The following is a 13663-nucleotide window of genomic DNA, read 5'->3' on the forward strand; positions in this document are numbered from 1 at the left end:
GAGTGTAGCACGGGGCCTCCCGCCACGCTACTACATTTCTGATATATCGACGATCACCTACGAAAAGCGGCCGAACCGGTTCCCCCGATTCGGCCGCTCCATTACCATTCGACGACGAGACCGTCGTACGCGCACAACGCGCCGAGCGCCGCGACCTTGCCTTCGAGCTCGTCATGCGGATAAGCGCCTTGATGCGAGAAGTGGGTCGCGACGACGCGCGTCCGCTCGGTGACGGCGCCGATGCTCCGCAGCTTCTCCAACATCCTGCGGAAATCTCCTTCGTTCAGATGCTCCTTGCCCGCCGGATGCCGCCAGATCGTACCTTCCAGGACGACGGCGTCCAACGCGCGTCCCTTGAGCTCTTCCCACGCCGCATCGGCGTAGTAGCCGCTGTCGGACGCGTACAGCAGCGAGGAAGCGCCGTCGCTGACGATATAGTTCATCGCGTCGCCGACCTTCAGATGATGCATCGCCTCGATCGCGCGGACCGTGTACGGCCCTAGTTCCACGGTGCGGCCGGGCAAGATCGGCACGCGACGGATTTCCGCGGCGCGGTCGCTGCCGCCGGCGTCCCACTTCGTCCAGACCGACGGCCCGGCGAGCATCGTCAGCTCGGGCAGCTCGGTCGCGAGACGGAACGCCTTGCCCCGCAGAAGCAGGTTCCCGGGATCGAAATGGTCCATGTGGCTGTGCGTGACGAGCGCGTAAGGAACTTTCGTAAGGGACAGTCCGAGCGCCGCGCAGGAAGCGAACAGATCCGGCCCCATATCGATCAGCAAATCGTCGTTGACCAGCGCGCTTTGCCGTCTTCGCACGTTCCTGCCTCCGCGCGCGCGAGCGTACGCGCAAGTTTCGCAATCGCAGAACGGGGAGGGGACGCCTTCGGCAGCCCCGGTTCCAAGGAAGGTCAACTTCATATACGATCGTCCTTTCCTTCGTGTCGGATATAGATTATGGGGTCATCGGCTCCGCGGGCTCGGCGGAGGTAAAGCGGAAATGATCGAAATACAGCGTTACCGGCGCGCCCTGCCTCCACATCCACAGCTCGATGCCGCGCATCCGGGTCAAATCCAAACCGACTTGACGCAGCGGAATGCGGATCGTCTCCGCGCTTCCGGCGCGCACGTACTGCATGAACGAGTCGTCGGACTTCCCGTCAATTTGACTGAACTTTACATAAAATTGCACCGTCTCGCCAGGATTGTATACGTCGAATTCCACCGTCTCGAAAGCCGACCAGTCCGCGCTGCGGAAGCCCGTGCCCGCATGCCACAAACGAAGGTTCGGGAAATTCACGTTCGCCCGGAACTCCGCTTTCATCGAAGCGTCGCCTTGCGTCGCGTACTCGTTCGACGCGCTGACTCTTACCGTCGACGTCGCGAATCGGCCGACGTCCTCCGCCGTCTCCGCTTCGTTCAACGCGATCGCATGCGGCGCGGCGGTTTCGTACACGGCAAGCGTGCGTACGATCTCGCGGACGCGCCCGTCCTTCGTCACGACGATGCGGATCTCGTGCGCCCCGGGAGACAGCGCCAGCGTCGCCGTAAACTTGTCGTGCCCGGCCCCCTGCGCCGCAAGGGCGAGCGGCGAGCCGTTCAACGTCGCGCTCGCGCCCGGCTCGACGTAGACGGTCACCTCCCGGCTGCCGTCGGCGGGGGTTCGGACCGCCGCGATCGCGGGCAGCTCGAGCGGTTCGGCGACGATCTCTCGCGCCAGCGCCGACCGAACCTCGCCCACGAGCGCCGGATTGTCCTCCTCGTACGCTTTAATATCGTCGTACAAGCGGTCGTAGAACGGCCGAATCGCGTCTCGATACGGGAACGCTTCGTCGAGGCCGAGCCGTTCGCCCGTCTCGCGCAGGCGCTGTTCATACAGCCAGAGGTATTCGTAATCCTCCATGCTCTCGCGCAGCGCCTCGAGCCGGATCGTGCCGATCGGACCGTCGACGCCGACCTCGGTGCCCGGGTAGAACAAGTATCCGTCGCCGTTCGCCCCGGGGAACGCCAGCGGATCCGTCCACACGTCGCGGCTCACGTACTGATACGTCCCGTTCACGGAAGCATACTTCTGGAACTGCGTCGTCGCCCAATACAGCGTACCCTCCACGCCGTAGTCGTGCTGCATCCAAGCCAGCAGGCGCGTGCCGACCAAGTCGTCGTCCAGATGGTACGACGGGAACGGATGCGTCGGCTTCACGTACGTGTACCACCATACGCGATCCCCGGCCGCCTGACGCTCCTTCGCGAAATCGGGGTCGAACTTGTCGATGGACGGCACCCAGATGTCCAGATCCCCGACCAGCTCGTCGACCGGCTGGATCGTCACGAGATGCGGCACGTCCGGCGCGGCTTGCTCCAGCGCGGCGGTAATGTGACGCACGCGGCCGTACTTCGCGGCGGTCGGCTCGTCGATTTCGCCGACGTAGAAGTACGCCTTCTCGAGCAAGCCTTCCGCCCGCAAGCGATCGACGACCGCCTTGATCTTGGCCGTGTCCGGCTCGCCGTCCGCCGTGCGGTAATACGGCAGCCGATACGCGGAAACCCGTGAATCGTTAATATACTTAGGCGCATGCGTCGCGTAATATTCGATGTCCGCGTCGGGGATCGGCAGGTAGCCGGGCGTCAGCCGATGCTCGACGGATGCCCAATAATACTTTTCGATATACCTCCAAGCCTCTTCTCCCTGAACGTTCCCATGAGCTTCTTGAATCGGACCGCCCCATACGCCGAAGTTCGTCTTGGCATGGCTCTCGTCGGTCAGCTCGAAATCCCACACCGTCAGCTCCACGGGAACGCGGACGGGCGCCTCCGTTTCATGCAGGAGCAGCTCCCCGGTATAGACCCCCGCCGGCTGGCCCTTGGGTACGTACACCTTCACCCAAATGCCCTGGTTTCGCCCCGCCTCCACGGTCAGCATCCCGTCAAGCGGGATGAGCGCGTCCGGATACCACCCCTTCGGATACGCCGCGGTCGTCGACGTCTTCACCTCGATATAATGCTGCCGGAACAGCTCGATATGCTCCGCGCCGATTTTCTCCGGGCCGTCCGTCCGCTTCAAATCGCCGATGGACACCTGCAGCTTGCGCAGACCGTCCGTCCCCGCCTTGACGATCACTTGTCCGCTCTCGTATTCGTTGCGAGCGGCCTCGAGCGTAAGGACCGCGGCAGCCTCGCCTCCGGGGAACGGCTGATCTCGCATCACCTTCTCCGTATTCGTGGGCGCCCATACCTTGAACTGGGGGGTATCCCCTTCGGAAAAGCCGGACAGCGTCAAGAGCGCAAGCAGCAGCAGGAGCGCCGGAGCGGCGGCTCGCAGTGCGTAACGGTTCATCATGTCATCCTCCTCGCATGATAAAAACTCGGGATCCAAAAACGAACTCCCCGTACCACAGGTCGGGATCCGGGGAGTCGTTCTTAGATGCTGAAGCAGCGTATGAATTATTGCTTGTAGCGCTCGTAGGCCGCCGTATAAAGCTCTAAGTAATCCTTCAAGCCCATGCGCTCGATCGTAGCGACGTAGTTGTCCCATTCGCTGAACGGCAGATCGCCGGTAATGAACTTGTCCGTGCTCTCGCTGACGTACTTGTCGATGTCCGTGTGCAACGGGGTGAACCGCGTCAGCTCTTCCGCCGTATACAAGAATTGCGGCCATACCTCTTCCGGCCAGTACGGCTTCACTTTCTCGGCCGCGGCCATGCTCTCCGGCGAAGCTTCTCCGCCCTTGAACGTCTTGGCGGTCAGCATCGCCGGATACCATCCGCCGGCCCACGACACGAACTTGGAGGAGTCCTTCAAGTATTCCTCGGTATACTCCAGCGTCCCGTCAGGCTGTTCGGTATAGCTCAAATCCTTGATGCCCATGAAGAACAGCTTGCTGCCCTCCTCGCTGTAGAAATAATCGATCCACCGCACCGTCGCTTCGGGATGCTCGTTCTTATCCGTAATGACGAAGGCGCCCGGGTCGATGAGCGGCGAGCGCGCCCGCGAGAAGATGCGGTCGCCGTGCGGCCCGCTCAAGGCGGGAGCGCCGACGAAGTGCTCGATCGTCACGCCGCCGATCGCATGCGGGCTGTTGGTAACGGACGAACCGACGAGCCCCTCGTCCATCAGGGCGTTGACCTCCGGACCTTTGATCGTCAGCAAATTTTCGACCAGCAGCCCTTCCGCATATAAGTTGTGCATATATTCCAACAGTTCCTTGTACCGCGGATCCTTCGGAATGTACCGCAGCGCGTTCGTCTGCGGGTCGATATCGACGCGGTTGTGGACGTTCCCGCGGTTGCCGAGCCCCCAGGCACCTTTCAATTCGTCGAGCAAGGAGCCGTACCCGCTCGCCGCGTACGGAATTTCGTCGGCTTGGCCGTTGCCGTTGATATCCGTCGACTTGACGGCCTTCAAGTATTGATAAAATTCATCGGTCGTCTCCGGCTCCTTCAGGTCGAGCGCGTCGAGGAACGCTTGGTTGTACCATAGCTTCGAGCCGATCAGCACGGAGGTGAAGTCAGGATCGTAGAACGTCGGGAAGCCGTAGATGTTGCCGTCCGGCATCGTCAGCCCGCGCTTCACCTCCGGGTATTGCTCCAGCAGCTTCTTGAAGTTCGGGGCGTACTTGTCGATGTAGTCGTTCAGCGGAATAAAGATGCCTTGCTGCCCATAGTTCATCAGGTCCGCCGTCGACAATCGGGCCGTGTGGAAGGCGTCCGGATAATCGCCGCCCGCCAGCACCAGGTTCCGCTTCTCCGCCAAACTCTCCGCCGGCGTCAACTGGAAATCCACTTCGACGTTCGTCATCTTCGCGTACTCCTGCCAGACGGGCAGCGCGTTCCAATCCGCCGGCGCGGACGCCGCCTTCCCGGCGAAGAACGTCAGCTTGATAGGCTCCTTAACGATCGGGAACCCGCTTTCGCTGACGGCGGAGGCGCCTTGCCCTTCGGTCGCTTGCCCTTCGGTCGCTTGCTCGCCGGACGGCGCGGCTTCTCCCGGCGGCGGCGTCCCCGCGTCGTTCGAGCATGCCGCGAGCAAGCTTGCCGTCATCACGCTCGCGAACATGGCGCGAGTCCAACGTTTCGTATTCATCTTTCCTTACCTCCCTGACCTGAATTGAACATGCTATGTGCGAACAAAGGCTTGCCTAGGATTAGCCCTTGAGAGCGCCGATCATCATGCCTTTCACGAAATATTTCTGCAGGAACGGGTACAGCAGAAGCACCGGTACGTTCGCCACGAGTACGATCGCGTATTTGATCGCTTCCGCCTCCATCAGATACGTCTGGGTCGACGCGTTCATGCTGCCGGCCATCTGATCGACCTCGGACTTGATCAAGATTTCCCTCAGGAACAGCTGCAGCGGATACAGCTCGCGATCGTTCAGATAGATCAACGCGTTGAAGTAAGAATTCCAGTGACCGACGCCGTAAAACAATATCATGACCGCGATAATCGGCATCGACAGCGGAAGCACGATTCGCCAGAGCGTCTGGAAGTTGGAGCAGCCGTCGATCGACGCGGATTCCTGAATTTCGTTCGGAATGCTGGTCTGGAAGAAGGTCCGCATAATGATGATGTTCCAGACCGAGACGGCTCCCGGGACGATCAGCGCCCACATCGTGTTGACGAGTCCGAGATTCTTAACGAGCAAATACGTAGGGATCAAGCCTCCGCTGAAAAACATCGTAAAGACGATGAAGGCGGTAATCGCGTGGCGCCCCGTGAAATCCTTGCGGGACAGCGGGTAGGACGCCAAGACGGTCATGACCAAGTTGAGCGAGGTGCCCAGCGCCGTGTAGAGTATCGTATTGCCGTACCCGGTCAAAATCTCCCGATTGGCGAAGATGCGTTCGTACCCGACGAACGACAGCTCCTTCGGGAACAGCCACATCTCCCCGCGCAGCACCGCAAGCGGGTTGCTGATCGAGGCGCTGGCGACGAAGACGAGCGGATATAAGACGATCAGGAGAATGACGGACAAGACGGCATAAATGAAAATCCCTACGATTCGGTCGGATAACGTGTCGCGCATCGGCGTCCCCTCCTTACCAAAGACTCGTTTCGTTCACTTTGCGCGCCGCCTGATTCACGAGGACGAGCAGAATGCAGTTGATGACGGAATTGAACAGGCCGACGGCCGCGGAGAAGCTGTACTCCGCTCCGATGATGCCGCGCTGGTATACATAGGTGGAGATGACGTCGGAGCTTTCCAAGTTCAGAGAATTTTGCATCAAGTAGATTTTCTCGAAGCCGATCCCCATAATGCTGCCCACGTTCAAGATGAGCAGGATGACGACGGTGGGCAGAATGCCCGGCAGATTGATGTGCCAGATGCGCCGCAGCCGGCTGGCGCCGTCGACCCTCGCCGCCTCGTGCAGCGTCGGGTCGATGCCCGCGAGCGCCGCGAGGTAGATGATCGAGCTCCAGCCCATCCCTTGCCAGACGCCGGAGAAGACGAAGATCGTCTTGAACCACTCGGGCTCCGTTAAGAAGGAGATCGTTTCGCCGCCGAACGCGCGAATGACGTGGTTGACGACGCCGTATTGCGGATTCAAGAAAATGAAGACCAAGCCCACCATCACGACGGTCGACAGGAAGTGCGGCGCGTAGGTGACGGTTTGGACGAGCCGCTTGAAGAACGTGCTTCGGACTTCGTTGATCAATAGCGCAAGGAGGAGCGGAACCGGAAATCCGACGGCCAGCTCGTATAAGTTGATGCCGATCGTGTTCTTGATCAATCTCCAGAAGTAGTAGCTGTCGAAGAACCGCACGAAATGATCGAAGCCCGTCCAAGCGCTTCCCCAGATGCCCTTGGCGGCGACGAAGTGCTTGAACGCGATCTGAACCCCGTACATCGGGACGTAGTCGAAAACGACGAAATACGCGATCACCGGAGCGATCATGACGTATAAATCCCAATTTTTCCGCAGCGACCTGCGGAATACCGCTAGTTTCAATTGATCGTCCCCCCTTGTTCGCAGGCGATTCGGAAGTCCGCCCGCTACGCGTCGAGCATCCAAGCTTCGGGAGGCTTGACCCGGACGACGCCGCCCCCCTGCCGAATCGATTCGGTCGCGGCGCAGCCGACCGCGATGCTCATGCGTCCCGCGACCGGCGGGGCGGCGGGCGGCTTGCCCTCCAGGATCATGTCGACGAAATCCTCGCAAATTATCGGATCCGCCCCGTTGTGAGAGCCTTCGGCCTTCTTGATGTCGTACACTCGGTCCGACAAGTCCTTCCACGTGTTCGACTTGCGCGTCCGCAAATAGACCTTCTGCTCTTCTTCGTTGTTTTCGATCCGTCCGTGCGTGCCGATGACGGTGTAGTTCCGCTGATAATCCGGGGTGAACAAACATTGAGAGTAAGACGCTTTAATGCCGCCTTCCAGCTCCATCAGCACCATACTGTTGTCCTCGACGTCCACCTCTTCCCGGAACGCGCATTGCACCAAGGCGCCGGTTCGGGCTTCGGGGCAGCGATGCTTCTCGGCGCAGTCGGGACAGGTCAGCGCGTTGGGCTTGTCTCCGCCGAAGTAGTCCAATCCCCCGAAGGCGCTCACCTTGACGGCGTACCGTCCGGTCAGCCAGTGGATGATGTCGATATCGTGAGAAGCTTTCTGCAGCAACAGCGACGTCGTGCGCTTCGAGCTGCCATGCCAGCTATGATAGTAATAATCGCTGCCGAGGCCTACGAAATGCCTTACCCATACCGCCTTCACGTCCCCGATCTCCCCGGCCGCGATGATCTCCTTCATCGTCCGGTACATGTTCATATACCGCATGTTGAAGCCGATCATGAAGTGCTTGCCGGAGCGGCGCCAAGCCTCGAGGATGCGGTCGCAGCCCTCGACCGTAATCCCGAGCGGCTTCTCGCAATAGACGTGCTTCCCCGCCGCAAGCGCGGCCGTCGCATGCTCCTCGTGAAGATCGTCCGGAGAAGCGACGACGATCGCGTCGATGTCCGGCCTTGCGAGCAGCTCGCGATAATCGCTTGTCACGAAGGCGTCCGGGTTGATCCGGTCGCGGAATTTCCCCAGCCGGCTCGGATCGATGTCCGCGCCCGCCACGACCGCCGATCTGCCGTCCGGTCGGTGCCAATACTTGGCGAATCCCGATCTCCAGCCGAGACCGATCACCCCGATGCGAAGCTGTTCCATGTTGGTCTCTCCTCCTCTAGCGCGTCCGGATCGCATCGGACGATTGTCTGACGATCAGCCGGTGCGGCATAAGCAGCTTGAACGGCAGCGGGTGATCCCCGTTCATCTGATCGACCAGCACCTTGGCCGCCATCTCCCCCATCTCGGTTTTCGGGATATGAACCGTCGAGAGCGGAGGGGACGTGTACTGGGAAATCTCGATGTTATCGAGCCCGACGAAGGCGACGTCCTCGGGAATCCGAAGGCCCATCTCGGCCGCGGCCCGCATGGCGGAGATGCCCATCATGTCGCTCGCGGCGAACACGGCCGTCGGCCTCTCGTCGGGCGGAAGGCGCATCATGTCCGACATCCGCTCGTAGCTGACGTTAACGTCCCACTCCGTGTTCGCGATCCAGCGGGGATCGATGTCGAGACCCGCCTCCTGCATGGCGAACCGATAACCCCGGTACCGCTTCTCCCGCTCCATGTCGCCGGTCAGCCCCGCCCCACCGATGAACGCGATCCGTCGGTGGCCTCGATCGATCAAGTGCTGCACGGCCGCGCCCGCCGCGCCGACCCGATCGTACATGACGACCGGGATCGTCGGATCGGAGACGTCGATGCCGACGACGACGGGGACGATGCTCTTGACCGCCTCGTACGCCTCTTCGGGAATCCGCTCGATCAAGATCATGCCGTCCAGCTTCGCGTCCTGCACGAGCTTCCGCAGGACCGTCTCGCCCCGAAGCTCTTCGATCGGGATGACGTACGAGAGTACGCAATTCAACTCCGTCAGCTTCTTCTCGACGCCCGCTAGGATCGGCGAGAAATACGGATGGTTGTATTTGTTTTGCGGGACGGACACGATGCAGCCGACCTGCCGGAACGCCGCGACGCGCGACGACCGCTTGTACGGCTCGACCGCCCTTGGCGAAGGCGCTTCCCCGGCGAGGTAGCCCAGCGCCTTGGCGGTCTTGATTACTCTCCCCTTTGTCTCCTGACTGATATGTCTGCTAGAGTCGTTATTTAAGACGCGGGATACGGTGGAGATGGACACCCCCGCTTGGCGGGCGATATCTTTCAACGTCGGCAAGCGACCGACCCCCTTTTTGCGCAATTACCCAAATTTTGGGCCAAAGTTGCCAAACAAATAATATCAGCGGATTCTCAGCACCGTCAATTAAATTTTGCGTAAAATGTAAAACTTTGGGCCCAAATTTACACGTCATTAAAGTCAGGGGATCGGCAAAGAGGCGCTCCCGTCATGCGGGAGCGCCTCCGACCTTCTTTTCGATTCGGCCTCGCCTATTCCTTCTTCTCCGTCTTCGTTTCGTCGCCCCATAACGTCGCGCCGCCGCCCATCGACTGCCTCCAAGCGTGACGCCATCGGTGAACGTCCATGAAGTCGATCGGCTTCCGATTCGCCCGGCCCTCCCGGTTCGCGATCGCCGGGAACGGCTTGTGCGGCTCGGCTTGGTACCAATACGCGACCGTCGCCAGATCCAACGTCAAGCTGTTGTCGTGCCCGTGCTCGATGCTCGCACGCAGCGACTTGTCGAAATAGACGGGATCCTCGAGCAGGAATCGGTAACAATGCGTCCGGCCCATCCAACCAAGCTTGTCGGGGACGCGCGCATAACCGAAATACGGGTGCAGGTACACCTCGTTCGGGCACCACGAGCTGTTGAAGAAATCCTCCGTCCCGGTGCCGTGCAGCGAGCCCGGCCAGTCCTCGCCGTCGATCAGCCACATGTCGTCCCCTTCCCCGTACCACATCGGGCCCGGGCTGTCGACGTAATAGTTCAAGCCGACGAAGTGCCCCTTCCCTTCGATGTCCGCGAAGAGGTAGTTGTGCCGGTCCGTCGCGTTCTTCCCTTGCGGCGCCACTACGCCCCACTCCGTCTCGCCTTCCTCCGGGTGCACCTCGGTCAGTTCCCGGTTCCACCACGCATGGAACCGGCCGAGCGAATCGGGGATGCTCTCGTGCCGCTCGTAATCGATGTAATAGTACAAGCTCGCCAGCTCCGACTCCGAGTCGTTCTCCAGCGTAATGCGCGCGCCGGCGCCGAACGGCATCGGGAAGTAACAGTTCAACGCCCTGCCCTTATGCGGCGCCGCCGCGAGCGGCAGCGAAGAGAAATTATACTCCTCTCCCCATCCTTGTCCGAAAAAGTCGCCTAACGGCGACAGCACGCTCGGCTCCTCTTCGCCGTCCCAATACATGCGAAGCACCGCGTTCCGGCGGATGAACGGATCCGGCGTGTTCAGCGTCATCCAAATATGCTTGACGATGCCGGCTCCCTCGATCGCCGCCAGCTCGACCGTCTCGCCCGGCGCCAAGCGAATGAAATCCGCGTTGCCGCCCGTCCGGTCGTAACTCGAGATTCGCTTCGTCTTTACCTTATCCTGCAATTGCATAATGTTCGCCAATGGTCCCGGCATTCTGAACATGACCTCCGATCGGTTCTGTTTTCCCCTTCGATTATACCGCCGGGACCTCGGCTTGCATTTAGCCGAGGTTGTACAACGTTTAACAATTTTTGCTTTCGCGGGAGGCATTCCATGATATAATCGCCGGTGAATCCACACCTAACACCTTATTCGCTCGGAGGGGATCGTCGTGCTGGCGTCTTTCCAATATGTGTTCTGGCGGGGCAAGCGGCAATTTCTGTTGGAGGCGGACACGAACGCGGCTTGGGTGCTGTTCGCCGTCGAGGACGGCGCCTTCCGCTTCCGCGTCGGGAGCGCCGAAGGCGTCGCCGAGGCGGGCGACGTCGTCGCCTGTCCGCCGGGGACGCTCTTCCATCGCCATGCGCTGTCTCCCGTCACCTTCCACTTCCTTCGCCTCGAGCTGGAAGACCCGTCTCCGGCCTACCTCTCGGAGGGCAAGGTCCGCGTCGCGAACCGTTCGAGACTCGCTTCCGATCTGGTCTTGCTGCGGCGCTTCGCGGAGGACCCGTCGCCGGAGGCGGAACGGTTGAAGCGCCACCTGCTGGAGGATATGCTCGCCTTCGGCTTCCATGACGCGGGCCGAGCGTCCGACATGCCCGCCGAGGATGCGACGATGTCGAACGCGGCCGCGCTCATTCGCGACCGGGCCGGCGAGAAGGCGTTCGGCATCCGCCAAGCCGCGGAGGCCGCGGGACTTACGCCCGTCCAATTTTCCCGCAAATTCCAGGCCGCCTTCCGCACGACCCCCGTCCGATACTTGACGGAATGCCGCATCAAGCTCGCCAAGGAGCTGCTGGCGGACACGAACTTGACGCTCGAAGAGATCGCCCCCCGGTGCGGATACGAGAACGCCTTCTATATGAGCCGCGTCTTCAAGCAGGTCGTCTCGACGTCGCCTTCGGCGTACCGGAAGGCGTGCCAAGTGTAGCCGCCTCCCCCAGCGAACCGGCGCTCCTGAGCCTCGGCTCTGTAAGCCGGAACGGCGGCGTGTCCTCCGCTTCCTCCGAAGCGGCGAACAAATGTAAATCTACAGGTAAATACGCCGCAATGGCCCGAAATTACGGAGTCCCTGCGAAAGTACAGTTATTCCGCCTCGGAAGGGATCAGACCGCGGAAAATAACTGCAGATTCGCAGCTATTCCTTCATGGAAGGGATGCTACGAGCGAAATTGCTGTATTTTTGCAGTTATTGGCTATCCAGACGCAAAAAAACGCCCCGAAGGGCGTTCCCGTCGCGTCCGGCGCGCCTTACTGGCCGCGGCGGACGAGCCTGCGCTCGATCAGCTGCGCCAGCTGGCGGCGGCGATGCTTCTTCACGCGGTCCAGCTGCGCGTCCATCTCTTCGTCCACGCGCAAAATCGCGTGCAGATGCGAAGCCACGATCGCAAGCGCGAACAGCAGCCACGCGACGCTGAATATCGTCGGCAGCGTCCACCCTTCCCCGATCGACAGCCGCGGCACGGCGTAAATCAACATGCCGAGCGCGACGCTCATATACAAGATGTGCTTCGTCGTCTTGTTCACCACGGTCGCTCCCCTTCCTTTTCCCAACCTTATCTTATGTGTATGAGACAGGCCGCCCGAATAGACCTCAAGCCCGCCTTCGCCCGGGCAAGCCCAAATTTCTCCGCGATTCACCATCGTACAGACGCCCTCATATGATGTTCTTAGTCTATGTCGCCACACTCCTCGCAGTCGGAAGGAGAGCCCGTATGTCAAAAACCAAAGTCAAGGTGCTGTCGATCCAAACGGAAGCGCCTGAGGCCGCCCACAAGTTATGGGTAAGCTCGAAGCTGCTGCGCAAGTGGGGCATCGCCCCGCGGCAATCCGTCAACCTTCGGTTCGGCGCATTCCGCAGCTACGTCAAGATTATGCCGCTGAAAAGCCCCGGACTCGTCCGCGTCAGCGGCAGCCTCGCGTCGGGCATGGGACTCGGCCGCGGCGCCTTGCTTCGGGCGTCGTACCGGACGTCTTCGCAGACGATCTCGGTCGGGCCGGTCATCGGCGTCATCATGTCGCGCGCGTCTCCGCAGGATACGAATCGTCCGTTCGGGGATACGACGACGTTTTGCCGGGAGTTGGTCGCCGCGGCGAAGAAGGAAGGCTGCTTCGTGTACTTCTTCACGCCTTCGGATATCGGCACCAGCCACGGCACGATTTCCGGTTGGACGTACGACAAGGGGTGGAAGCGAGGGACGTTCCCGATGCCGGACGTGCTGCACAATCGCTTGACCTCCCGGAAGTACGAAAATCTGGAGAGCGTCCAGCAGCTGTTCCACGAAGCCAAGACGCGCCACGGCACGCAAGTGTTCAATGAAAAATATTTGGATAAAACCGAAGTATTCGCCGCCTTGAAGCAGGAAGCGTCCGTACAGAAGCACCTTCCGGAGTCGCACGCCTTCACCGGCTACGACGTGCTTAAGGCGATGGCGGCAAAGCATCGCATTTTGTTTTTGAAACCGATCCGCGGCTCGTTGGGCAAGGGCATTATCCGGGTCACGCGGACCGAGACCGGCGTCTACGCCTGCCAGTACAGCGAGGCGAACGGCACCCGGCGGGTCAATTATCCGTCGCTCGCCAAGGTGTACGCGGCGGTGTCGCCCCGTCTGAAGCGGCAGAGGTTCCAAATCCAGCAAGGGCTGCAGTTGGCGTCGGTCGGCGGCCGGCCGATCGACTTCCGCGCCTTGACGCAGAAGGGGGCCACCGGCCAATGGGGCGTCACGTCGATCGTCGGACGGATCGCGGGACCGAACCATTTCGTCTCGAACCTGGCGAAGGGCGGCACGATCGCGAGCATGAAGGACGCTCTTCAAAGCTCCGACCTTCCCGTCGGCCGGCGCGGCGCGGCGATGGCCTCGCTTCGCAAAGCGGCGGTGGACATCGCGAAGGCCGTCGACAAGACGATCGACGCGCACTTCGGCGAGCTCGGGGTCGACCTTGCCGTCGACAAGAGCGGCCGCGTCTGGCTGCTCGAGGTGAACTCGAAGCCGTCGAAGAACGACAATACGCAGTTAACCGAAGGCAAGATCCGGCCTTCCGTGAAGACGCTCGTGCAATACGCAAGATATTTGGCGAAGCTGTAGCCGCCGCG

11 protein-coding genes are annotated in these 13663 nt (G+C 60.9%); 2 read left to right on the forward strand and 9 right to left on the reverse strand.

The features are described from left to right. Window positions 1-101 precede the first annotated feature (101 nt). The 8 genes from RIN49_RS17710 to RIN49_RS17745 form a co-directional block, all read right to left on the reverse strand. A complete protein-coding gene (locus tag RIN49_RS17710; RefSeq protein ID WP_309121486.1) occupies window positions 102-815 on the reverse strand; it encodes an MBL fold metallo-hydrolase in 714 nt (237 codons plus the stop codon). A gap of 136 nt (window positions 816-951) precedes the next feature. Beyond that, window positions 952-3330: a DUF4091 domain-containing protein gene (locus RIN49_RS17715; RefSeq protein ID WP_309121487.1), complete on the reverse strand. Its 2379-nt coding sequence runs from the start codon at window positions 3328-3330 to the stop codon at window positions 952-954. 107 nt (window positions 3331-3437) lie between these two features. After that, window positions 3438-5075, reverse strand: a complete 1638-nt coding sequence (locus tag RIN49_RS17720) for an extracellular solute-binding protein (protein ID WP_309121488.1) — start codon at window positions 5073-5075, stop codon at window positions 3438-3440. 61 nt (window positions 5076-5136) lie between these two features. Continuing rightward, entirely contained in the window at window positions 5137-6018 is an 882-nt protein-coding gene (locus RIN49_RS17725) for a carbohydrate ABC transporter permease (protein WP_309121489.1), read from the reverse strand. Window positions 6019-6031: 13 nt separating this feature from the next. Then, the gene (locus RIN49_RS17730; protein WP_309121516.1) at window positions 6032-6889 is read right to left on the reverse strand and encodes an ABC transporter permease; all 858 of its coding nucleotides are present in this window, start codon (window positions 6887-6889) and stop codon (window positions 6032-6034) included. 98 nt (window positions 6890-6987) lie between these two features. After that, entirely contained in the window at window positions 6988-8142 is a 1155-nt protein-coding gene (locus RIN49_RS17735; protein ID WP_309121490.1) for a Gfo/Idh/MocA family protein, read from the reverse strand. Between the two features lie 16 nt (window positions 8143-8158). Next, window positions 8159-9214: a LacI family DNA-binding transcriptional regulator gene (locus RIN49_RS17740; RefSeq protein WP_309121491.1), complete on the reverse strand. Its 1056-nt coding sequence runs from the start codon at window positions 9212-9214 to the stop codon at window positions 8159-8161. Between the two features lie 212 nt (window positions 9215-9426). Beyond that, a complete protein-coding gene (locus RIN49_RS17745; RefSeq protein ID WP_309121492.1) occupies window positions 9427-10563 on the reverse strand; it encodes a glycoside hydrolase family 172 protein in 1137 nt (378 codons plus the stop codon). Window positions 10564-10741: 178 nt separating this feature from the next. Between RIN49_RS17745 and RIN49_RS17750 the strand changes: the two genes are divergently transcribed. Next, window positions 10742-11500, forward strand: coding sequence for an AraC family transcriptional regulator (locus tag RIN49_RS17750; protein ID WP_309121493.1), 759 nt, complete (start codon window positions 10742-10744; stop codon window positions 11498-11500). A 320-nt stretch (window positions 11501-11820) separates the two neighbouring features. Here RIN49_RS17750 and RIN49_RS17755 read toward each other — a convergent pair whose 3' ends face one another. Beyond that, on the reverse strand, window positions 11821-12096 hold the full coding sequence (locus RIN49_RS17755) for a hypothetical protein (protein WP_309121494.1): 276 nt from the start codon (window positions 12094-12096) through the stop codon (window positions 11821-11823). Window positions 12097-12284: 188 nt separating this feature from the next. On the opposite strand from RIN49_RS17755, the gene RIN49_RS17760 reads away from it, so the two are divergent. Next, window positions 12285-13655, forward strand: coding sequence for a YheC/YheD family endospore coat-associated protein (locus tag RIN49_RS17760; RefSeq protein WP_309121495.1), 1371 nt, complete (start codon window positions 12285-12287; stop codon window positions 13653-13655). Window positions 13656-13663 lie beyond the last annotated feature (8 nt).

The organism is Paenibacillus sp. (assembly GCF_031177825.1).
Lineage (GTDB): Bacteria > Bacillota > Bacilli > Paenibacillales > YIM-B00363 > Paenibacillus_AE.